Here is a 20,751-nt window from a genome sequence, read left to right on the forward strand (position 1 = left end):
AGTATGCAGCTGCCCCTTTATCGGGGATGACCACATTCTTACTCTTGAAATTTTTCTGGTTGCCAAACCCGTCATCTTGCCTGTTCCGCACGATTTTTGCGCGATTTTGCGTAATTAGTACATTGATATAATTGTACAAGTATAGTGCATGGTTTTTGCAGATTTTTCTCATTAAATTTTGGCTATTGCCATAGGGAGTGTCTGTATGAGCATCAAAAGCAAGCTGATTCTGATCTTCGTCTCCGTGCTGATAGGACTCGTCGGTATTTTCGCAGTCGATTACGTCGGAGGCCGGTATGTGGAGAAAGCGCGGCAACTCTCGGTTCTCGCCAACGAGGGTACTGCATTGTTCCTCCAGGCAAGGCGGCAGGAAAAGAATTTTCTGTTGCGGCACGATGCGCAGTATACTGCCAAGGCCCTGGAAAGTGCGGACAAGGCAGGCAAGGTCCTGAAAAAAATTGCCGTCATCAAACCTCAGCTCGCCGACCAATGTAAAGAGGCACTTGGAATCCTGGCGGAGTACAAGGATTCGCTGGATCAGGTAACAAAGAACTATGCGGCCATGGGCCTGACCATGAAGGATGGATTGCGTTGGACATTCATCCTGGCGGCCCGGAATATGGAGAGCGAGTTCAAGAAAGGGGATAAGGCCCAGGATTTCGTGGTCAAGCTGTTGCAGACACGCCGCCAGGAAAAGAACTACATCATTCGCGGCGGTGACATGTATGTGGAGCGGGTGGACAAGGGGGTAGCCGAACTTAAGGAGATGATCTCCCAGGTTTACACCCCGGATCAGGGCGTGGCCCAGATTAAGGCCCTTCAAGGGTACCTTGATGCCTTCCATAACTATGTGAACAAGGAAAAAACGATTCTCAAACTGACCGACGTGCTCATGGCGTCCGCCCGGAGCCTGGAGCCGGTGTATGATGATATCGCCGATAGCAGCGCGGCCCAGTCGCAACGGGATGCCCGGGTTATCCACTATGTCGTGGTGGGCGTGGAAGTGGCCGTGGGGGTGATCATCATGCTCCTGCTGCTTTGGGTCATGCGGTCCATCACCCGTCCTCTTGAGCGGCTCAACAACTATGCCAAGGTCGTGTCCGGCGGTAATCTGGAAGTCGAGCCGGAGGGCACGTTCTCCGCGGAACTGGGCGAGTTGCGCACCGCGTTGGTGGACATGGTCGGCAATCTGCGAGTGGTGATAAACGAGTCTCGCGAGATGGAGGAGGATGCCCGGCGTCAGGCCGAAGCCGCAGGCAAGGCCCGCGACGAAGCATTGGCCCAGCAGACAAAGGTACAGGCCCTGATGGTGCGTATGGGAGAAGCGGCGCAGCAGGCCGACGAGGTGGCGCAACGGCTGACCTCTGTATCCCGCGACCTGAAGGAACGGACCGGCGGCATTGCCGACGGTGCCATTGCCCAGCAGGAGCGCATGGCCGAATCCGCTGCCGCCATGGAAGAAATGACCGCCACGGTGACCGAGGTGGCCATGAACTCAAACGACGCTTCGTCGACGGCGAATGGAGCCAGTGAAGAGGCGGCCCAGGGCATTGTTGTTGTCCGCCGTGCCGAAAAGTCCATGTCCGAAGTGGAAAGCACGGTCTCCGTGCTGGAAGAAGGCATGGCCCAGCTTGGAATCGATACCGAGTCCATCGGTCAGGTTATCAACGTCATTAACGAGATTGCGGATCAGACCAATCTGCTGGCGCTGAACGCAGCTATTGAGGCTGCTCGTGCCGGTGAGGCGGGCAAGGGATTTGCCGTGGTTGCGGATGAGGTTCGCAAGCTGGCGGAAAAGACCATGGTTGCCACCAAGGAAGTGGAGGAGCGGATTACCGCCATCCAGGAAGCCACAGGCCGAAATATCCGCGACGTGAAGCAGACTCTCGATTTCGTGGCTGCCGCCAACGGTGAAGTCCTCAATTCGGTGACTGCTTTCGAGAAAATCCAGGGGTTCTCCACCAATGTGGCAGAACGTATTGAGGGAATAGCCATTGCCACCCGGCAGCAGTCCACTGCTACGGAACAGATATCCGGCGCGGTGACCGAAGTGAGTCAGCTTGCCTCCGCCACAGCCGAGGCCGTGCAGCAGTCGGCTCAAGCCATTACAGATTTGACCACCATGGCCGAGACCTTGCAGGGAATTATCGGCGACCTGAGCCGCGAAGAGGCGGAAGGGACGGAGATTCCCCGATCTGTCAAACCGACGGGCAGCGTGGATGCCCTGCAGTAACAATGCAAACGACAGTCGCTGGACGGCTGGGTGTAAGAGACCGGGAGCGTAGGCCGTTGCGGCCCACAGCATGACCTGCCACACGTTCCCGGCAATAAAATACAGCCCGTTTCCCGAATATTTCATTCCGGGAAACGGGCTGTATCCAATTCTTCTATTGATTAAAAATGCGTATCAATAACTATTTAATTTAACTGTATATTAATTGTTGAAATACAGTTTCTGATTAGCAGAAATCGACCATGTGCCTGCCGTCGTCCAGTGTGACGGAGGCTTCGACGCGAGGCGTGCTGCTGATGACCTTGCCCCGGCGGATGACGAAGAGCCGGGCCGGGTGCAGGCGCAGGGCTTCCAGTTTGGATGCGGCCTGGAGCACTACCATATCCGCATTGCAGCCGGGCGTGAGTCCGTAGCCGGTCAGCCCGAGTGTTTTTGCGCCGTTGACGGTTACGGCGTCGAAGATGGCCTCCTGCTGGGAAACTCCGGTCATGTGCAGGGCGTGCGCACCCATGTGGGCCACTTCCAGCAGGTCGTGGGTGCCCATGGGATACCACGGGTCCATGACGTCATCGTGGCCGAAGGAGACGTTGATGCCCATGGCCATGAGTTCGGGCACGCGCATCAGCCCGCGCCGTTTGGGGTAGGTATCGTGGCGGCCCTGGAGGTTCATGTTCACTAGCGGATTGGAAACGCAGTTCATCTCTGCCTCGGCCATGAGCGGCAGCAGCTTGGAAACATAGTAGTTGTCCATGGAATGCATACTGGTCAGATGCGATCCGGTCACCCGGCCGTTCAGTCCCAGCCGCTGCGTCTGATATGCCAGCGCTTCAATATGCCGGGAGAGCGGGTCGTCGGATTCGTCGCAGTGCATGTCCACCATCAACCCACGTTCCGCCGCTATTTCGCACAGGATTTCAACGGATTTGCGTCCATCATCCATGGTACGCTCAAAGTGCGGAATACCACCCACCACATCCACGCCCTTGTCCAAAGCGCGCTTGAGCAATTCCACGCCGTCCTTGCAGCGCAGCACGCCGTCCTGCGGGAAAGCCACCAGCTGGATGTCGATATACTTCCTCATCTGCTCGCGGACTTCCAGCAACACGTCCACGGCCATTAGCGTCGGGTCCGTGGTATCCACATGCGTGCGGATGGCCAGGTTGCCCTTGGCAATGGCCCACGTACACAGTTTCAGCGCACGAGCCTTGATTCCCTCGGGCGTCAAATTCGGCTTCAACTCGCCCCAGATGCGGATGCCCTCCAGCAGGGTGCCGGATTCGTTGCGGCGTGGCATCCCCACCGAAAGCGTGGCGTCCATATGAAAGTGCGACTCCACAAACGGCGGCGTGACCAGACAGCCCGCAGCATCGACAACCTGCGCAGCTTCTCCCGTGATGGCTGGGCCAACCTCAATGATTTTGCCATCCTGACAGGCAATATCCACAGGGGAGTCCATGCCGTTGATGGTGGCGTTTTTTATTAATAGATCAATCATAGGAATGCCTCCGGCGGCCTAAGAACCTTTTGAAAAAGGTTCTTAGGAATCTCCAAAACTTTTTAGCTCCGCTTCGCGGGGTCGGTTACGTGAAAATTGTCTTCGTCTTTTCCCATACGGGAACTCCTGATGCAATGGTAAGCAGCACGTATCCCCAGTACCCCGCTCCCCCCGCGTAGCGAACCAAAAAGTTTCGGAAGGGAGAGGGGGGGTGGGGGGTCCGGGGGGAAGGAGGGGGAGGGGAACCCTTTCCAAAGGGTTCCCCTCCCCCTCCTTCCCCCCGGGCGCCGCCAGGCGCTCTTTTTCTCCTACCTCTCCCCCTTCCTGAACGGCACGAGCAGGGCCTTGGGGTAGGCCGCCTTTCGGGACATGACGATGAGGGCGATGATGGAGAAGACATAGGGCATCATCAGGTAGAACTGGTACGGGATGGCCATGCCGGACTGCTGCTGCACGCGCATCTGCACGGCATCGAAGGCGGCGAAGAGCAGACAGCCGAGCAACGCCTTGCTTGGTTTCCAGGACGAGAAGACCACGAGGGCGATACATATCCAACCCCGTCCGTTGACCATGCCGATGTAGAAGGCATCGAAGGCGGACATGGTCAGAAACGCGCCGCCCACTGCCATGAGGGCGGAGCCGACCATGACCGCAACTGTGCGGATGGTGAAGACGGACAATCCCTGGGCTTCGACAGCCATGGGGTTTTCGCCGGTCATGCGCACCGCGAGGCCGATGGGCGTGCGGTAGAGCAGGTAGCTGACGATCAGGACAGCGATGAAGGCCATGTAGGTCAGCGCGGACTGGTCGAAGAGGATGTGTCCGACGAAGGGGATATCCGAAAGGTACGGGATGGCGAAGGATTTGAAGGGGATGATCTTGGGCGGCGTGGTCGCTTTGGGCAGCAGCATGCGGAAGACGAAGGAGGACAGGGCCGAGCCGAGCATGGTGATGCCCAGGCCGGTGACGTGCTGCGACAGACCGAGATGCACGGTGAAGAAGGCGTGCAACAGGCCGAAGAGTGCGCCGATGAACGCGGCGAAGAGAATGCCGGTCCAGAGCGTTCCGCCCAGGTAGACCCATGTCCAACCTGCCATGCAGCCTGCTGCCATGATGCCTTCGATGCCGAGGTTGAGCACGCCCGCGCGCTCGCAGATCAACTCGCCCAGCGTGCCGAAAAGCAGCGGGGTAGCCATGCGGATGGTGGCCATCCAGAAACCGGTTTCGAGGAGGAAATTGACGACGTCCATGGTTACCTCCAGCGGATGCGGTAATGCGCCAGGAACATGGCGACCAGGACGGCCAGCAGGCAGACGGCGGTGGTCACATCGGCGATGTAGTTGGAGATGTTGATGGCCCGGCTCATGGAGTCGGCTCCGATGTAGATGACCGCCACGAAGAGGGAGGCGGCCACAACGCCCAGCGGATGCAGCGCTGCCAGCATGGCGACCACGATGCCGGAGTAGCCGAAGCCGGGCGAGAGGTCGAGGGTCAGGTATTCCTTGACTCCGCACAGCTCGGAAACACCCGCCATGGCGGCCAGACCGCCGGAGATGAGGGCCGTGCGTACGATGGCGCCGTTGACCGGCATACCGGCGAAGAGACTGGCGCGGGGCGATGCGCCCACGGCCCTGATTTCGAATCCCCAGGTAGTGGAACGCATGAACCACCACGCGGCCAGGGCGCAGGCCAGGGCGATGGGGAAGCCGAGATGCAGCCGGGTTTTGGCCAAAAGCTGGGGCAGCAGGGCGGAATCCACCACGGGTGCGGCTTGGGGCCAGCCCATGGCCATGGGGTCCTTCCAGGGGCCGAAGACCAGCCAGTTGACGAAAAGCAGGACAATGAAGTTGAGCAGCAGGGTGGTCACGACCTCGTCCACCTGGAGCTTGGTCTTAAGCAGCGTGGGCACCAGCAGGAGCAGCCCGCCGCCGATGGCTCCGGCCAGAAATAGATAGGGGATCATGACGTAGGACGGCCATTCCACGGAGCCGGTGCCGAGCCATGTGGCGACCACCGCGCCAATGTAGAGCTGACCTTCCGCGCCGATGTTCCAGAGCTTGGCCCGGAAGGCGACGGCAGCGGACAGGCCGGTAAAGATGAGCGGGGTGGCGCGGGTCAGGGTTTCGCTGATGGCGAATTTGGACCCCAGCGCGCCCTTGATCATCAGCGCCCAGCCTTCGAGCGGCGAGGCTCCGGCCCAGATCAGGAGTCCGGAACAGACGGCCATGGCTGCGAGGACAGCCAAAATCGGGGCCAGGGTGCGCATGGCAAAGGAGACGTTTTCCCGGGCTTCAAGCCTCATGCCGCACCTCCCATGGAAGCCGGTTCGGACGCTGGAGGCTTGGTGCCTGCCATGAGCAGGCCGAGTTCGGCCCGATCCACCTCGGCTGTGGGGACGGGAGCGGACAGGGAACCCTGATAGATGACCTGGATGCGGTCCGCCATCTGGAAGAGTTCATCCAGGTCTTCGGAAATGAGAACTACGCCCGCGCCTCGTGAGGCGGCATCCAGAAGCTGCTGATGGACATAGGCAGTGGCACCGACGTCCAGGCCCCAGGTGGGCTGGTTGACCATGATGACCGAGGGCGCGCCCGAGAGTACGCGGGCCAGAATGAGCTTTTGCATATTGCCGCCGGAGAGTTTGCGCACCGGTGTATCGATGCCGGGGCAGCGGACGTCGAAGGATTGGATGAGCTGTTTGGCGCGGGAGGCCAGTCCCTTGAAATTGAGCAGGCCGCGCCGGGAATAGCCGGGCATCCGGTAACATTCGGTGGAGAGATTTTCCATGACCGTCATGTCCGCCACCAACCCGGTGCCGGTGCGGTCGTCGGGCACGCGGCCCACGCCCTGGGCTATCATGGCCGCCGGGGAGGGATGGTCCACCAGTTCGCCGTGGATGATGATTTCGCCTGATTCCGGCTCGATGAGGCCGGAGAGCAGATCGGCCAGCTGGGCCTGTCCGTTGCCGGAAACACCTGCAATACCTAAAATTTCGTAGGCGCGAAGGTGTAGGGTCAGGTCGTCCAGCAGCCGTTTGCCCGAAGCGCCGGTGACGCGGACGCGGTTCAGAAAGAGGATTTCGTCACCCTTGGCCGGGGCTTCGTTTCGTTCGGCCTTGGGAATTTCGCTGCCCACCATGGCGCGGGCGAGTTCCCCGGCCGTGGTGTCGGCCGTGGCGGACTCGAAGACCACCGCGCCCTGGCGGAGTACGGCGCAGCGGTCGGACGCGGCCATGACCTCGCGCATCTTGTGGGTAATGAAAATGACGGACAGGCCGTCCTGCACCAATTGGCGCAGGGTCTCGAAAAGATGGGCCGCCTCCTGCGGGGTAAGTACCGAGGTCGGCTCGTCCAGGATGAGGATGCGTGCCTCGCGGTAGAGAACCTTGAGGATTTCCACGCGCTGCCGCTCGCCTACGGAGAGGTCGCGAACCTTGGCGGCGGGTTCGACCTCCAGGCCGAACCGCTCCATGAGTTCGGCCAGTCGGCGCAGGGCGCTGCGCTTGTCATGGCCGGGCGCGAAGAGCGATTCCGTGCCGAGCATGACGTTTTCGAGCACGGTCATGTTGTCGGCCAGGGTGAAGTGCTGGTGGACCATGCCCACACCCGCCTCCAGGGCGGCGCGGGGTGATCCGGCCGGGAGCGGTTCGCCGAACACCTCCACGGTGCCGGAATCGGCCACGTAATGGCCGAAGAGAATGGACATGAGCGTCGTCTTTCCCGCGCCGTTCTCCCCGAGCAGGGCGAGCATTTCACCCTGATGCAGCGTGAGCGTTACATCCCGGTTGGCGGTTACGGAGCCGAATGTCTTGGTTATGCCTGTCAGTTTCAGGACCGGTGTTGGCACTATATCCTCGAAAAATAGAAAGGACCGCCCCGTGCGGAGCGGTCCGGATTAATACAATTAAAAAGTTGACTTGGGCTCGCTGTCGTCGATCTTGATGACCAGCTTGCCGGACTTGATCGCTTCGGCGGTCTCGGCCACCTTGGCCTTGACGTCGGCGGGGATCTTGTCCTCGAACTCGTAGTAGGGGGAGAGGGAGGCTCCGCCCTTGCCCATCATGGTCCACTCCCGATAGTCCTCGGCCTTGAACTTGCCTGCCTTGACCAGGTCAACCGCGTGCTTGATGGCGGCGTCCATGTTCCACAGGGCGGAGGCGACGACAACGTCCTTGCCGTTCTCTTCCTTGTTCATGTCGTTGACGTTGCCGAAGGCGATGATGCCTTTTTCGCGGGCCGCATCGACCACGCCGCCCCGCTCGGCATAGAGCACGTCCACACCGGACTCGACCTGGGCGTAGGCGAATTCCTTGGCCTTCGGCGGATCATACCAGGAACCGATGAAGGAGACCTTGAACTGGACATCCGGGTTCACGGATTTGGCACCGGCCATGAAGGCGTTGAAGAGACGGTTGACCTCGCCGATGGGATAGCCGCCGACCATGCCGATCTTGTTGGTCTTGGTCATCTTGCCCGCGATCATGCCCATCAGGTAGCAGGGCTCGTGGATGTAATTGTCGAAAACGGAAAGATTGGTGCCCCGGGGGCCGAAGGAGTCGCCCATCAGGTAGGCCACGTTGGGGTAGTCCTTGGCAACCTTGGTCACATCGCGGGAAATGCCGAAGGCTTCGCCGACCACGAGGTCAACGCCCTTTTCGGAATATTCGCGCAGCACGCGGGTGTAGTCGGTGTTGGAAACCTTCTCCGAATAGACATATTCGATCTCACCCGCATCGGCCGCCTTTTGCAGGGCCTTGTGCAGGCAGGCGTCCCATTTCTGCTGGATGGGCTGGGTGTAGATACCGGCCACTTTGATTTTGCCCGCTGCCAGTGCAGTGCCCGCAAGCATGGCAATCGCCAGGCAACAGGCCGTGGCGACGGTCATAAGACGTTTCATGGGAAATCCTCCCCCGTTTGAATAGGTGAATCTTGCGCCGCTGCAACGTGATGAATCGCGGCCCACTATGTTGTGCAATGTGGGTGCCAGAAAATGAGTGGCTAGTAAATGATTCGTTTTTTCGAGGTGTTGAGCTGTATATGGTTCGGAATTAATTGCCAAAAACTGTGAAAATGGCAGCTAGATGTAGCAAAAATGTAATAATATCCTCCCGAAAAACGTAAATTTCACAGGATTGTTCAGGGGAGGATGCGCCGTTATGGCGGCCCTGAATGGCCGGGAAAGGGAAGAACAAAAATGTGGGCCGGACCATGGAAATGGCACGGCCCCCATTCATTACATTTCTATGCCGTAGCGCTCCATCTTGGCGTAGAGCGTATTGCGGCCGATGCCCAGGGCCTTGGCCGTCTTGCTGATATTGCCCTGATGGTATTCCAGTGCCTCTCGGATGGCGTCCGCCTCCCGGTCCTTGAGCTGAAAGCCTCTGGAGTGGGGCCTGCGCGATGCGGCTGGCAGCCCTTCCGTCTTTTCCAGCAGATAGGCGGGCAGGTGCTCGGGCCTGAGCCAGGGGCCGGAGAGGTTGTTGGCGGCGGACTCCAGGCAGTTGACCAATTCGCGCACGTTGCCCGGCCAGGAGTGGGCCATGAGGATGTCCGCGGTCTCCTGCGCAATTTCCGGGCAGGGAATGCCGAAATCGCTGCACAGCCGTTTGAGGTGATGTTCGGCCAGGAGCGTGATGTCGTGGCCCCGCTCCCGCAGGGGAGGAATGGTGATGCCCACCACGTTCAGACGGTAATAGAGGTCTTCGCGGAATCGCCCTTGCCGGACCAGTTCCGCCAGATTCTTGTTGGTGGCGGCCACGATTTTTACATCCACCGGCAGCGGCGTGGTGCCTCCCACCGGGACGATGGCCCGTTCCTCAAGGGCGCGCAGCAGGTTGACCTGTTGCGAGATGGGCATTTCCGAAATCTCGTCCAGGAAGAGCACGCCCTTGTCCGCTTTCTGGAATTTTCCTTCCCTGCCCCGCTTAACCGCACCGGTAAAGGCGCCCTCGCGGTAGCCGAAGAGTTCGCTCTGCACCAGTTCCTCGGAGAACGCGCCGCAGTTGACCGCTATGAATGGGCGATCTGCACGGGGACCCGCTTTGTGGATGCCCTTGGCAAAGAGTTCCTTGCCGGTGCCGGACTCGCCGAGCAGCAACACTGTGGAAGGCGTCCTGGCTGCGTTGGCAGCCTGGCGGACCGCCTTGCGCATTGGCTCGCTGGCATGGAGCACATGTTCGAATCCGGCATGGGAGGTTGTATGGAGCGAAGCCCTGCCGTGATTGTGTCCGGCAATGGGGAACTGCTTTGTATGCTGCGTTTCGCTGACGGTGATGATGGTGTCGAGCCAGTCGCCGCTGGCGCTGAATGTGGGGATGGCCCGAACGTGCAGGTTCGGGTTGATCCTGCACGGTACGACCACGGGATCGCACAGCGAGGCCTGCTTGGCCTGGGCCAGATAGGGCGCGAGGTCGAAAAGTTCCTCGGCCTTGCAGCCGCGCAGGGCTCTGCCTTTGGGCGCCAGCAGCAGTTCGGCGATGCTGTTCGCGCTGGTTACCCTGCCCTGACGGCTCAGGAAAATTACGCCGGTGGTGACGGAGTTGAACATGGAGGAGAAGAGCGACGCCATCTGCCCCTCCAGTTCGGAGCAATAGAGTCGGCTGAGGTTCTGCTCCAGGGCGCGCGCGGCTTGCAGCACCACTTCCATGTTGCCGGAGTGGTCGGAGTGCACCGGGCCGGAGATGTCGAAACAACCCCAGATGTCGCCGCGCGGGTCCAGTATGGGAGCCGCCGTGCAGGTCCAGCTGTGGTGGCTGCGGCAAAAGTGCTCCTCACCCACAACCTGCATGGGCAGGCCGGTGGAGAGGGCCACGCCGATGGCGTTGGTACCCACGCTTGTCTCGGCCCAGTTGGCACCGGGGCCGAAGTTCAGTTTGTCGGCCTGCTTGAGCACCTTCAGATCACCGCAGGTGCGGGCTACGCGGCCCTCCACGTTGGCAATGGTGATGAGCAGATTTTTGCCCTTGATGGCGCTGTAGGCCGTGGCTTCGATATCGCCGCAGATTTTTTCCAGCGTGTTGGTAAACGGTTCCAGTTCACTGACCGGAAGAAAATCCCAGCAGCTGCGCGGGGCCGGATCCACCTCCATATCCATGCAGCGGTGCCAGGAATCCAGCAGCGCCTGATCCATGCCGTTGACGGATTCACGCTTCCCCTCAACGAAATGTTTCCAGCTGGCGTAGTCCACCTGCGCTCCGCGCTGCCTTCTCGGCCTGGACAGCAGCGGCTGTGTTCTGGTGCTAACCTCTATATCTTGAGGGTCTTGTAATATTTCGAACCCGTTTCCATCCCTGAGAAGCTGATGCATAAGCGCCTCCCTTAAACAGTACCTATGGAATTTAACCGCAGGTTAGGTCTCCACCAATGCTCTGAACCTGTCAAGTGTTCGGAATTTGAACACGGAATATCGTAAAAATAGTAGATTCCCTGTTTGATCCCGAGGTGATGCATCATTTTTCCACTTGGCGTGATCGCTTCCCGGCCGTTTGTTCAACCGCCGAACACTTTTGGAGCGAAATATTGGCTTAATATCAATAACAATTTGTAATAATTACTTTAATATACTTGGCACCACCGTTGCAGAATGGCCTTCACACGCTAACAATCAGGAGGACTTGGTTATGGCTCAACAAGTGATCATGCCCAAATGGGGACTGACCATGAAAGAAGGAAAGGTCGTCCGCTGGCTTAAGGGCGAAGGTGATACGGTGACAGCCGGAGAGCCGCTCTTTGAAGTGGAAACCGATAAAATTACCAACTCTGTCGAGTCGCCTGCCAGCGGTGTTCTCGCTCAAATCATTGTCCCTGAGGGGGATGTGGCTGCGGTCAAGGCCGTGCTGGGCATCATCGCTGCGGACGGTGAAGCGGTCGAAAAGGTCGCAGCCGGGAGTGCTCCCGTTGCCGAGGCCGCACCGGCCGGGGATGCGCCCAAGGCTGAAGCCGCTGCCGCCGCACCTGTCGAGGAGGGCGAGTTCGTCCCGGCCATGCCCGCCGCGCGCAAGCTGGCCAAGGAGCTGGGCGTTGCCCTTTCCGCAGTCACCGGCACCGGCCCGAACGGCACCATCACCATGAAGGATGTCCAGGCCGAGGCCGACTCCGCCTTCTCGGGCGTCAACGCCAGCAAGAAGGCTATCGAGTTCGCCCGCAAGAAGGGTATCGACCTGTCGGATGTAACCGGCACGGGCGAAGACGGACGCATTACCAAGGCGGACATTTTGCGGGCCATGAACCCGGCCGCCGAACCTGTTGCCGCCGCCGCTCCCGCCGCCAAGGACACCATTGTGCCCATGGAAGGCGTGCGCAAGCTCATTGCGGAGAATATGCAGGCCAGCTTGCAGAACGCCGCCCAGCTGACGGTATTTGTCGAGCTGGACGTCACCGAGATGGTCAACCTGCGCACCACGCTCATCAATCGCAACAAGCGTAACCCGGACTACCGCGTGTCTTACAACGACATCATCTGCTACGCCGTGTGCCGGGCGCTCAAGCGTCATCCCATCATTAACTCCACCTTGCAGGAAGACGGCATTCATCTGCATGAGCACGTCAACCTGGGCATTGCCGTGTCCATTGCCAACGGGCTCATCGTTCCCAACGTCAAGGACGCCGACAAATACACCCTGGAAGGACTCAAGACCGAAGTTCGCGACGTGGCCGGACGGGCGCGCAAGGGCGGCCTGAGCATGGACGAGATCAAGGGCGGCACGTTTACCATCAGCAACGTGAGCATGATGGGCGTGGACGGTTTCACCCCCATCCTCAATCCGCCGGAGACCGGCATCCTGGGCGTCGGCCGTGTGGTCGAGAAGCCCGGCGTCAAGGACGGCGAGGTCTGCGTCCGCCAGATGATGACCCTTTCCCTGACCTTCAACCACATGACCACGGACGGAGCCCCGGCCATGGCCTTCCTGCGCGAGCTGGGAGACATGCTGGAGAACCCCGGCCTGATGATCGTCTAGGAGACGCCCCATGGCGCGCAAACGGTTTGCCATAGAACTCGGCTACGCGGCCGACCTCCACGGCGAGGACATGACCAAGGCCGCCACGCGTGCGGTGCGGGACGCCGTGTCCCGTGTCTGCCTCTGTGGCATCATGGAGATCTGCGGCCGGGACCGGTTTCAGGGCGTGTACGTCCATGCGGACGTGGCCGTTCCGGACCCGGATTCCGTGGACAGGGATGCCGTGCTTGCCTGTATTCCCATAGGCGAGACCACTCTGAACCTGACCACCGGCGGCATGTCGGTGCCGGGCATCGAGGTTCCCTGCTTTGCCGCCGGAGTGAGCAATATCGTCGTGGCCTGCGCCGCGCTGACCGTTTCCATAGAGACGGACATGGCGGGCGGGGAAACGGATGGATCGGAGCAACGGGCCTGCGGCTGCTTTGCCGAGGCCGAATAACCCAGAGGAGAGAACACAATGGCTCTCAGCAAGAAAGCATTGATTCAAATGTATGAAACCATGAACAAGATCCGCTTGTTCGAGCAGAAGTTGCAGGAATTCTTCGCCGCCGGCGAGATTCCCGGCTTCGTGCACCTCTACCTCGGCGAAGAGGCCGTGGCCACCGGGGCCTGCGCCACTCTGACCGACAAGGACATGATCACCAGTACCCACCGCGGCCACGGCCACCTGCTGGCCAAAGGCGGCGACCTGAAGCTGATGATGGCCGAGATTTTCGGCCGCTCCACCGGCTACTGCAAGGGCAAGGGCGGCTCCATGCACATTGCCGATATGGACCTGGGCATCCTGGGCGCCAACGGCATCGTCGGCGGCGGCGGTCCTCTGGCCTGCGGCGCTGCCCTGGCTGCCAAGTACAAGAAGACCAACGACGTCACCCTCTGCTTCTTCGGTGACGGCGCCTCCAACCAGGGCACGACCCAGGAAGCCCTGAATATGGCCAGTGCCTGGAAGTTGCCGCTGGTCTTTGTGAATGAAAACAATGGCTACGGAATTTCCTGCCCGCAGTGCAAGTCCATGGCCGTTACCGACATAGCCGACCGTGCCGCAGCCTACGACATGCCCGGCGTGGTCGTGGACGGCAACGATGTTCTGGCCGTCAACGAAGCTGTTGCCGAGGCCGTGAAGCGCGCCCGCAACGGCGAAGGCCCCTCCCTGGTCGAGTGCAAGACCTACCGCTGGCGCGGCCACTTCGAGGGCGATGCCTGCACCTACCGCTGCGCGGAAGAGCTGGAAGAGTGGATGGCCAAGGATCCCATCCCCCGGTTCGAGGCCAAGCTCATTCAAAGCAAGACCCTGACCCAGAAGGAAGCCGACAAGATCAAGGCGACCGTGGCCAAGGCCGTGGACGAGGCCGTGGCTTTTGCCAAGGAAAGCCCCATGCCGTCCACCGACGTGCTCATGGACGACGTATACGCCTAGCCGGTCGACTTCACGAATACATATAAAATTCAACGGAGAAAACAATGTCCGAAAAATCATATCTTCAGGCACTCAATGAAGCGTTGAGGCAGGAAATGGAGCGCGACGAGAACGTGTTCATCCTCGGCGAGGACGTCGGTCAATTTGGCGGCTGCTTCGGCGTCACCCAGGGACTCTTCGACCAGTTCGGCGAAGACCGGGTGAAGGACACGCCCATTACCGAGAGCGTCATCGTAGGTGCCGCCGCCGGTTCGGCCGTTGCCGGTCTGCGGCCTGTCGCCGAACTTATGTTCGTTGACTTCATCGGCGTCTCCATGGACCAGCTGTTCAACCAGGCCGCCAAGATGCGGTTCATGTTCGGCGGCAAGGCCACGGTGCCCATGACCCTGCGCATGCCGCAGGGAGCCGGTATCGGCGCCGCCGCGCAGCACTCCCAGTGCTTGGAATCCTGGTTCATGAACATCCCCGGCCTTAAGGTGGTCATCCCGTCCACCCCGTATGACGCCAAGGGATTGCTCATCAGCGCCATCCGCGATGACAATCCGACCGTATTCCTGGAGCACAAGCTGCTCTACGGTGTTTCCGGCGAAGTACCGGACGAGAGCTATACCATCGAACTCGGCAAGGCCGATGTGAAGCGCGAGGGGTCCGACGTGACCATCGTCGCCACCTCCCAGATGGTTTACTCCGCCCTGGAAGCCGCCGAAAGGCTGAAGGCCGACGGCATCGAGGCCGAGGTCATCGACCCGCGCTGCCTGCTGCCTCTGGACACCGCCACCATTGTCGAGTCCGTCAAGAAGACGCATTCCCTTGTCGTCGCCCACGAAGCCGTCAAGTTCGGCGGCCCCGGTGCGGAGATCGCGGCCATGGTGGCCGAGGAAGCCGTGGAATATCTGGACGCCCCCATCAAGCGGGTCGGCGCGCCTTTCTGCCCGGTTCCGTTCTCCCCGCCGCTGGAACAGTACTACATCCCCAACGCGGACAACATCGTAGAGGCCGTCAAGAGCATTCGCTAACTCCCATTCCCGGGCGGGAGAACCGGCTTTGTCTTGTCCGGTTCCCCGCCCAACCAGCGAGGGCGCACCATTGAGTACAGTAGCCATCATAGCCAATCCATCTTCCGGCAAGGATATCCGCCGCCTCGTCGCGCACGGCAGCGTTTTCGACAATCAGGAAAAAGTCCGTATGGTCCGGCGGTTGATCCTCGGGCTTGAGCGGGCCGGTACGGAGCGGATTATCTACATGCCGGACGGCTATGGCATCGTGCCGCGCGCTCTCAACGCTATTTCCCCCTCAATCCCCGTGGAGGCGGTGGAAATGCCCATCCGCAACAACCAGACCGACACCTCCATTGCGGCGGGCATCATGGAGACCCTCGGAGCACAGTGCCTTGTCGTTCTCGGAGGCGACGGCACGAGCCGGGCGGCCTGCAAAGGGTCCGTCGCGGTGCCAATTCTACCGCTCTCCACGGGGACCAATAACGTCTTTCCCCTGATGGGCGAGGCCACTGTGGCCGGTCTTGCCGCCGGTCTCGTGGCCTCGGGCCGTCTTTCCCGCGAGGAGAGCTGCTATCGTTCCTGCATGTTCGACATCCTCATCGACAACGAAGTCGTGGACCTCGCCCTGGTGGATGCGGCGGTGTACGACGATGTCTTTCTCGCTTCCAGGGCGGTCTGGCAGATGGAAAAGGTTCCCCAGCTTTTTCTGACTCGATGCAGCGCCTCGTCCATCGGGCTGTCCGCCATCGGCGGCCAGTTGCGGCGTATCCGTCCGGAGGAACCCTGCGGGTTGGCCCTGCGATTCGGCGAAGGTTCGCCGGTGACGGTCACGGCGTCCATCGCCCCCGGCATGTTCGCGGACGTGCCCATATGCGGCATTGCCGAAATGGCCCCGGACGAACTATTCTACATTGACGTTTCCCCGGGTCTCATCGCCGTGGACGGCGAGCGCGAGGTCGACATTCCAAGCGGCTCCAGGGCCGCCGTCCGTTTGAACACGCAGGGCCCATTGGTCGTGGACGTGGACAAAGCTATGGACAAGGCCAGGGAGAACGGCCTGTTTCGTCAACCTGCATAATCAGTAAGGAGTCAACATGAGTACCAAGCTAAAGGCCGCATTTATTTTTATCGCTCCGGGCGGCGACCCAGCCACGCACCGAAACTGGGTCAAAACCGAAGCCGTCGAACTCTTGGCCGTGGCCGTGGGCGACTATGCCCAGGCTGAGGCCCTGGCCCGCGATCTGGTGGAAAAGGAAGGCATCGGCGCCATTGAACTCTGCGGTGGGTTCGGTGTTGCGGGGACGGCTCGTGTAGCCGCCGCCGTGGACGTGCCTGTGGGCGTGGTCAGGTTCGACATCCATCCCGGGCTGAACAACGTCAGCGGTGACAGCTTGTTCGGCTGATGGAAATGGCTGGCAGGGCCGTGTGGGAGAGCACGGCCCTGCCAGCCCTGTGGACGTAACAAAGGGCCGGGACCGACTTCAAGTCGGTCCCGGCCCTTTCGTGATTCTGAACAGGTTGTGTCCGCTTTCCGTTTGTGGAGAGCTGGGAAAATACGTTTAGCTATTTGCCCGCAAGGACGTGTTCCTTGGTCACAAAGCAGGTGAACGTGCCGGAGAAGACCACGTCCTCGCCGCAGAACACCTCGACCTTGACCATGTGCTTGCGCTCGCCCGGTGTTTCGTCCTGCGCCTTGGCCAGCAGCACGTCACCCACTCGGGACGGTTTCAGAAAGCGGGTTTCGGCCGCGCCGAGGACCACGTTGGGATGATTGACGGCCAGCATGGCGGCATAGTCGGCCATGCCGAAGATGAACCCGCCGTGCACCAGGCCGCTGGCATCGGCGGCCATGCTTTCGGTGCAGGTCAGTTGCACCTCGCTGGCACCGTCCAAAGTGGAAACCGGCTCTCCGCACAGGCTTTGGTCGATCTTTTCATGTGTCTTGATTTCCATGGGCTCCTCCTGCTTTTCGGCAGTCCCCGCAGCGTGCTCCGCAGAACAAGAGTCGTGTCCGGCAGGGTGCCGCGTCATGATAGAAAAATGACCGTCGGCACGGTTTGGCTGTGCCTTCGGTCCTTTTCGGCCGGTGGCCGGGATCGTCCATTCTTGCGTAAACTTGCTGCAAAGTCACCGGGAATCTTTTGGGGATACACGGTCGGCATTATTGCCCGGCACGGGGCCGGAGGGGGACGGAATCCCTCCGGCCGCCGATAGAGCCGGAGCCACTAATCAAACAGGTCTTCGAGTTCGTCGAAGACGTAATGCATGTACATCATTTTCGGCGAGCCGCCCATGGCAATGGCGAGCATGGCTGCCTGCATGATTTCCTCCTTGGTAGCTCCATGGCTGGCTGCTCCCTGAATGTGGAGCGAAATGCACATCTCGCACTGGGACATCATGGAACAGGCGACGTGAATCAGTTCCTGAGTCTTGTGGTCGATGGGACCGAACTGGCTGATCTCCTTGGTGAAGGCAATGTAGTTCGGGAAAACGTTCTTGGCTTGGTTGGTCATCTTGGCAAGAGTATCTGCCGCTTTTTCCGCTGCATCCATTGGATTGCTCCTTGGTTGTTGTTTTGAGATGCCTCAATACAGCAAGGAGTATGCCCGTGGCTATTTCCATTTAAATAGCAAGTGGTTATGTTGTAAACCGGATCGTAGCACTGGGAAAACCGATTGTAATCCTGTACCGGACGTGAACATTGGTCGATTTCCGAACAGGTTTTCAGCCCCGTATCAGAACAGGCAGTCCAGGAAATCGGGCAGCGTGACCGCGTGCAGATACTCATCCAGCTTCACGTCCTTTAATCGTTCCTCCAGGGAGGCGCGGGAGTGGCGGGATTCGCGCAGCAGGGCTTCCAGTTCGGCTATGTCTCGCACTCCAAAGTAGTCGCCGAAGAGCCGGACTTCGGTTATGATCCCCTTCTTGACGTACAGGTGAACGTCCAGCAGGCCGCCGGGCGTGCGTGTGCGCTTGGAGAAGTTGTAGGCGGGCGAGGAACCGAAATTCCAGTCCCAGGTGCGGTAGCGCTCGGTTGCCAGCTGCTCGATAGCCTCGGTTTCCCCGGCGGTCAGGGTCATGTTTGTCTGGTCCGTGGATTCGGAGATGTATCCCATGAGGCGTTCGATGAATTCCGATACTTCCATGGGTTCCGGCAGATGGCTTGATATGTTGGTCACCCGCGAGCGGACGCTCTTTACGGCCTTGTCCCGGTATTTTTCGGGATCCACGCGAAGCGCGCCGGAAAGGTCAGTCATGTCCGAGGCAAAGAGCAGGGTGCCATGGTGCAGAATCCTGCCGCCATGGAAGTGCTGGGCGTTGCCGGAGAACTTCTTGCCGTCGATGAGCAGGTCGTTGCGGCCGCTGAAAACGCACTCGACCCCCATGCGGCCGAGGGCCTGCTGAATGGGTTTGGTGAACCGTTCGAAGTCCAGCCCGCCGGAGGGTGTTCCGTTTTGGATGAAGGTGAAGTTTATGTTGCCCAGGTCGTGAAACACGGCCCCGCCGCCGCTCAGTCGGCGGACCACCGGAATGCCGCGTGACATGGTGAATGTCTCGTCGATCTCCGCGAGGGTGTTCTGGTTGCGGCCCACGATGACGGCGGGCTCGTTGCGCCAGAGCATGAATACTTCCTCGTCGGCGTTGGTCAGCAGCCATTCCTCGGCGGCCAGGTTGAAGGCGGGGTCGGTGACCCGGTTATGGATATAGCGCATGCGTGCTCCTTTTTCCCTTGCCGGATGCAAAAGACGGACCCGGTGAGGGCGGAGTGTGTCGCATTCCCCGCCGCTTGCCAAGTGGCGGGCCGGAATCAGGGCTGCACAACGACGTCGATGGTCTTTTCCAGCAGTTGCTTGGCATTGACCCCGCCGCAGCTGGGCTTGCTGACCTCGTTGAGGATGACCCGCATCTTGTAGGTGCCGGGCGTGTGGAAGGTCAGCGTGGTATCCGGGTAACCCGGCCGCACCCAGGGTTCCAGTCCTTCCGGGGCCGATGGAAAGTCGATGTTGATGGACGGATAGGAGCCGACGGGGAGAGTGTATCCCTTCAGGTCGAAGCGGGCCGTCACCGGGGTTCCGGCCTTGGCCGTTGACAGGAGTTTGATATCGGCACCGGGAAGTCCGCTGGCGTTCCCGGCCAGGGCGGGCAGGGCCAGAACAGCCATACAGCAGAGGGGCAGTAGGGCGCGGAAGACGGTACGCATTCGGGTAGATGTTTTCATGGCTTGATCATACGCCCGTCGAAGGATAAAACAAGCGGTGGGTAGTCGTTGGGTATGAAACTGGGAGGGGGCGTGAACAGCAAATACGGGAACCTGAAACACTATTGGGAAATGGTCGTGTCCATTGTTGAGGAAGAGGAATACTTCCTTGAACGGTGGGCGCTTCGCATGGAACAGGCCGGATACCTGGAGCATACCACGGCCAAGCGGCTGGATTGCCTCCAGGCACTTGAAGATTTTCTGGATCCCATGGCCCGCCACTGGACGCGGGGCGTAACTTCGCCGGATTTCTCATGGCTCATCCGCCACGAGGAGGAATGGGGACTGCCCCAGATAGAGTCCGCAAGGCTTCACCGTATGCGGGGCATCACGGCGGATATGTATCTGGGCTGCTTCAAGACCTTCATCAGCAGCCTCATCGATGTCATCGAAAAGATGGAAGGTTCCTACGAGAGTAAGGTTCTGGCGCGGCGGCATGTCAAACTCTACGGCGACGCCCTGGAAGTGTTGTTCGTGCGTGACTGGACGAGGGTGCTGCCCGATGAGACCGATCAGATGCTCGATGAAGCCAACCGGCTGCTTACGCTTGAGAAATGCCGATATGAAAATATTCTGAATTCCACGTCCGACCTCATTTTGGGGGTGGACGCGCATGGGATCGTCACCAGTGTGAACGGTGCTGTGCGCGCCGTGGCGGCGGAGGAGGATTTTCTGGGCCGTCCCGTCTGGGATGTGCTGTCCGTGGAGGGTCAGTCAATGGACGAACTGCTCAAGTACTATCCGGTGGGGATGTCCTGCGAGATGGGACTCTTTGACGACGAGACCGTCTACCGGATGCAGATAACGCCCATGGGCAACGTCAGCATGGCCAGTGACGGCTATATGATCTTGCTGACCAACATCACGGCGCACGCAGTGCAGCGCGAGGCTCTGGAACGCGTGGTTTCCGAGCGCACCGAGGCCCTGCAGGAGGAAAAGGAGCAGCTGGAAGAGATGAATATCACCCTGCGCAACGTGCTCCGAAGCATCGACAAGGAGCGCGAGCGGTTGCTGGGCGAGATATCGGCCAAGGTGAACAATCTGGTCCTGCCCGCCCTGGAGCGCATCGAAAACGAAGATGACCCCGGTATCCGCAAAGGGTACATCACCGTGGCCAAGGATCAGCTGGCGCGGCTGGCTCCGGGCAGTGAAGGGACAGACCCCATGCTGCTCAAGTTGACGCACATGGAGACCCGCGTGTGCCAGTTCATCCAGGCCGGTCATGCCTCCAAGGATATAGCGGAAGGCCTTAATATTTCAGTCGAAACAGTCCAGACACACCGTAAGAACATTCGCCGCAAGCTCGGCTTGCACGGCAAGAGCGTCAGCCTCTATGCCCATCTGAAGGCTTCAGCCCTTTCGGCCTGATTGGGTAGTCGGGTATACCCGATCTA

General features: G+C 60.0%; 18 protein-coding genes. 8 read left to right on the plus strand and 10 right to left on the minus strand.

Annotated elements, in window-relative coordinates:
• The first annotated feature begins 205 nt into the window (after positions 1 to 205).
• Positions 206 to 2,233, plus strand: coding sequence for a methyl-accepting chemotaxis protein (locus ACI0FG_RS03270; RefSeq protein WP_419787130.1), 2,028 nt, complete (start codon positions 206 to 208; stop codon positions 2,231 to 2,233).
• 226 nt (positions 2,234 to 2,459) lie between these two features.
• Here the strand turns inward: ACI0FG_RS03270 and ACI0FG_RS03275 are convergent, their stop codons facing one another.
• The 6 genes from ACI0FG_RS03275 to ACI0FG_RS03300 all read right to left on the minus strand — a co-directional run bounded on the left by ACI0FG_RS03275 (position 2,460) and on the right by ACI0FG_RS03300 (position 10,913).
• Positions 2,460 to 3,728, minus strand: a complete 1,269-nt coding sequence (locus ACI0FG_RS03275; protein WP_419787131.1) for an amidohydrolase family protein — start codon at positions 3,726 to 3,728, stop codon at positions 2,460 to 2,462.
• 308 nt (positions 3,729 to 4,036) lie between these two features.
• Positions 4,037 to 4,978 (minus strand): ABC transporter permease, encoded by a 942-nt coding sequence (locus tag ACI0FG_RS03280; RefSeq protein WP_419787132.1) that lies wholly within the window; start codon positions 4,976 to 4,978, stop codon positions 4,037 to 4,039.
• 2 nt (positions 4,979 to 4,980) lie between these two features.
• Complete coding sequence (locus ACI0FG_RS03285) at positions 4,981 to 6,030, minus strand: ABC transporter permease (protein WP_419787133.1); 1,050 nt, start codon at positions 6,028 to 6,030, stop codon at positions 4,981 to 4,983.
• Entirely contained in the window at positions 6,027 to 7,574 is a 1,548-nt protein-coding gene (locus ACI0FG_RS03290) for an ABC transporter ATP-binding protein (protein ID WP_419787134.1), read from the minus strand. Before ACI0FG_RS03290 ends, ACI0FG_RS03285 begins: the two co-directional genes overlap by 4 nt.
• 57 nt (positions 7,575 to 7,631) lie before the next feature.
• Complete coding sequence (locus ACI0FG_RS03295) at positions 7,632 to 8,624, minus strand: BMP family protein (RefSeq protein ID WP_419787135.1); 993 nt, start codon at positions 8,622 to 8,624, stop codon at positions 7,632 to 7,634.
• Positions 8,625 to 8,960: 336 nt separating this feature from the next.
• Positions 8,961 to 10,913, minus strand: coding sequence for a sigma-54-dependent Fis family transcriptional regulator (locus tag ACI0FG_RS03300; protein WP_419787136.1), 1,953 nt, complete (start codon positions 10,911 to 10,913; stop codon positions 8,961 to 8,963).
• Positions 10,914 to 11,346: 433 nt separating this feature from the next.
• Here ACI0FG_RS03300 and ACI0FG_RS03305 point away from each other — a divergent pair, with 433 nt between their 5' ends.
• The 6 genes from ACI0FG_RS03305 (at position 11,347) to ACI0FG_RS03330 (ending at position 16,502) form a co-directional block, all read left to right on the plus strand.
• Positions 11,347 to 12,684 (plus strand): 2-oxo acid dehydrogenase subunit E2, encoded by a 1,338-nt coding sequence (locus ACI0FG_RS03305; RefSeq protein ID WP_419787137.1) that lies wholly within the window; start codon positions 11,347 to 11,349, stop codon positions 12,682 to 12,684.
• Between the two features lie 10 nt (positions 12,685 to 12,694).
• The gene (locus tag ACI0FG_RS03310) at positions 12,695 to 13,123 is read left to right on the plus strand and encodes a Lin0512 family protein (RefSeq protein ID WP_419787138.1); all 429 of its coding nucleotides are present in this window, start codon (positions 12,695 to 12,697) and stop codon (positions 13,121 to 13,123) included.
• 18 nt (positions 13,124 to 13,141) lie between these two features.
• Positions 13,142 to 14,101: a thiamine pyrophosphate-dependent dehydrogenase E1 component subunit alpha gene (locus tag ACI0FG_RS03315; protein WP_419787139.1), complete on the plus strand. Its 960-nt coding sequence runs from the start codon at positions 13,142 to 13,144 to the stop codon at positions 14,099 to 14,101.
• 44 nt (positions 14,102 to 14,145) lie between these two features.
• On the plus strand, positions 14,146 to 15,117 hold the full coding sequence (locus ACI0FG_RS03320) for an alpha-ketoacid dehydrogenase subunit beta (protein ID WP_419787140.1): 972 nt from the start codon (positions 14,146 to 14,148) through the stop codon (positions 15,115 to 15,117).
• 70 nt (positions 15,118 to 15,187) lie between these two features.
• Entirely contained in the window at positions 15,188 to 16,177 is a 990-nt protein-coding gene (locus tag ACI0FG_RS03325; protein WP_419787141.1) for an NAD(+)/NADH kinase, read from the plus strand.
• A 16-nt stretch (positions 16,178 to 16,193) separates the two neighbouring features.
• The gene (locus ACI0FG_RS03330) at positions 16,194 to 16,502 is read left to right on the plus strand and encodes a DUF6506 family protein (protein WP_419787142.1); all 309 of its coding nucleotides are present in this window, start codon (positions 16,194 to 16,196) and stop codon (positions 16,500 to 16,502) included.
• A gap of 160 nt (positions 16,503 to 16,662) precedes the next feature.
• On the opposite strand, the gene ACI0FG_RS03335 is transcribed toward ACI0FG_RS03330, so the two are convergent.
• From ACI0FG_RS03335 to ACI0FG_RS03350, 4 genes are all read right to left on the minus strand, one after another.
• A complete protein-coding gene (locus ACI0FG_RS03335) occupies positions 16,663 to 17,052 on the minus strand; it encodes a PaaI family thioesterase (RefSeq protein WP_419787143.1) in 390 nt (129 codons plus the stop codon).
• A 272-nt stretch (positions 17,053 to 17,324) separates the two neighbouring features.
• Complete coding sequence (locus tag ACI0FG_RS03340; protein WP_419787144.1) at positions 17,325 to 17,651, minus strand: carboxymuconolactone decarboxylase family protein; 327 nt, start codon at positions 17,649 to 17,651, stop codon at positions 17,325 to 17,327.
• Positions 17,652 to 17,834: 183 nt separating this feature from the next.
• Positions 17,835 to 18,812: a lipoate--protein ligase gene (locus tag ACI0FG_RS03345; RefSeq protein WP_419787145.1), complete on the minus strand. Its 978-nt coding sequence runs from the start codon at positions 18,810 to 18,812 to the stop codon at positions 17,835 to 17,837.
• Positions 18,813 to 18,907: 95 nt separating this feature from the next.
• The gene (locus ACI0FG_RS03350; protein WP_419787146.1) at positions 18,908 to 19,318 is read right to left on the minus strand and encodes a hypothetical protein; all 411 of its coding nucleotides are present in this window, start codon (positions 19,316 to 19,318) and stop codon (positions 18,908 to 18,910) included.
• A gap of 72 nt (positions 19,319 to 19,390) precedes the next feature.
• On the opposite strand from ACI0FG_RS03350, the gene ACI0FG_RS03355 reads away from it, so the two are divergent.
• Positions 19,391 to 20,725 carry a LuxR C-terminal-related transcriptional regulator gene (locus ACI0FG_RS03355; RefSeq protein ID WP_419787147.1) on the plus strand — a complete coding sequence of 445 codons (1,335 nt, stop codon included), beginning with the start codon at positions 19,391 to 19,393 and terminating at the stop codon, positions 20,723 to 20,725.
• The last annotated feature ends 26 nt before the right edge of the window (positions 20,726 to 20,751 follow it).

Source organism: Pseudodesulfovibrio sp. 7M6 (assembly GCF_050058625.1).
In the GTDB taxonomy this organism is placed as follows: domain Bacteria; phylum Desulfobacterota; class Desulfovibrionia; order Desulfovibrionales; family Desulfovibrionaceae; genus Pseudodesulfovibrio; species Pseudodesulfovibrio salinus.

Excerpts from the sequence above, each read along its gene's own strand:
- ACI0FG_RS03270 (WP_419787130.1), top strand. The coding sequence starts at position 206 with ATGAGCATCAAAAGCAAGCTGATTCTGATCTTCGTCTCCGTGCTGATA.
- ACI0FG_RS03275 (WP_419787131.1), bottom strand. The coding sequence starts at position 3,728 with ATGATTGATCTATTAATAAAAAACGCCACCATCAACGGCATGGACTCC.
- ACI0FG_RS03280 (WP_419787132.1), bottom strand. The coding sequence starts at position 4,978 with ATGGACGTCGTCAATTTCCTCCTCGAAACCGGTTTCTGGATGGCCACC.
- ACI0FG_RS03285 (WP_419787133.1), bottom strand. The coding sequence starts at position 6,030 with ATGAGGCTTGAAGCCCGGGAAAACGTCTCCTTTGCCATGCGCACCCTG.
- ACI0FG_RS03295 (WP_419787135.1), bottom strand. The coding sequence starts at position 8,624 with ATGAAACGTCTTATGACCGTCGCCACGGCCTGTTGCCTGGCGATTGCC.
- ACI0FG_RS03305 (WP_419787137.1), top strand. The coding sequence starts at position 11,347 with ATGGCTCAACAAGTGATCATGCCCAAATGGGGACTGACCATGAAAGAA.
- ACI0FG_RS03310 (WP_419787138.1), top strand. The coding sequence starts at position 12,695 with ATGGCGCGCAAACGGTTTGCCATAGAACTCGGCTACGCGGCCGACCTC.
- ACI0FG_RS03315 (WP_419787139.1), top strand. The coding sequence starts at position 13,142 with ATGGCTCTCAGCAAGAAAGCATTGATTCAAATGTATGAAACCATGAAC.
- ACI0FG_RS03320 (WP_419787140.1), top strand. The coding sequence starts at position 14,146 with ATGTCCGAAAAATCATATCTTCAGGCACTCAATGAAGCGTTGAGGCAG.
- ACI0FG_RS03330 (WP_419787142.1), top strand. The coding sequence starts at position 16,194 with ATGAGTACCAAGCTAAAGGCCGCATTTATTTTTATCGCTCCGGGCGGC.
- ACI0FG_RS03335 (WP_419787143.1), bottom strand. The coding sequence starts at position 17,052 with ATGGAAATCAAGACACATGAAAAGATCGACCAAAGCCTGTGCGGAGAG.
- ACI0FG_RS03340 (WP_419787144.1), bottom strand. The coding sequence starts at position 17,651 with ATGGATGCAGCGGAAAAAGCGGCAGATACTCTTGCCAAGATGACCAAC.
- ACI0FG_RS03345 (WP_419787145.1), bottom strand. The coding sequence starts at position 18,812 with ATGCGCTATATCCATAACCGGGTCACCGACCCCGCCTTCAACCTGGCC.
- ACI0FG_RS03350 (WP_419787146.1), bottom strand. The coding sequence starts at position 19,318 with ATGAAAACATCTACCCGAATGCGTACCGTCTTCCGCGCCCTACTGCCC.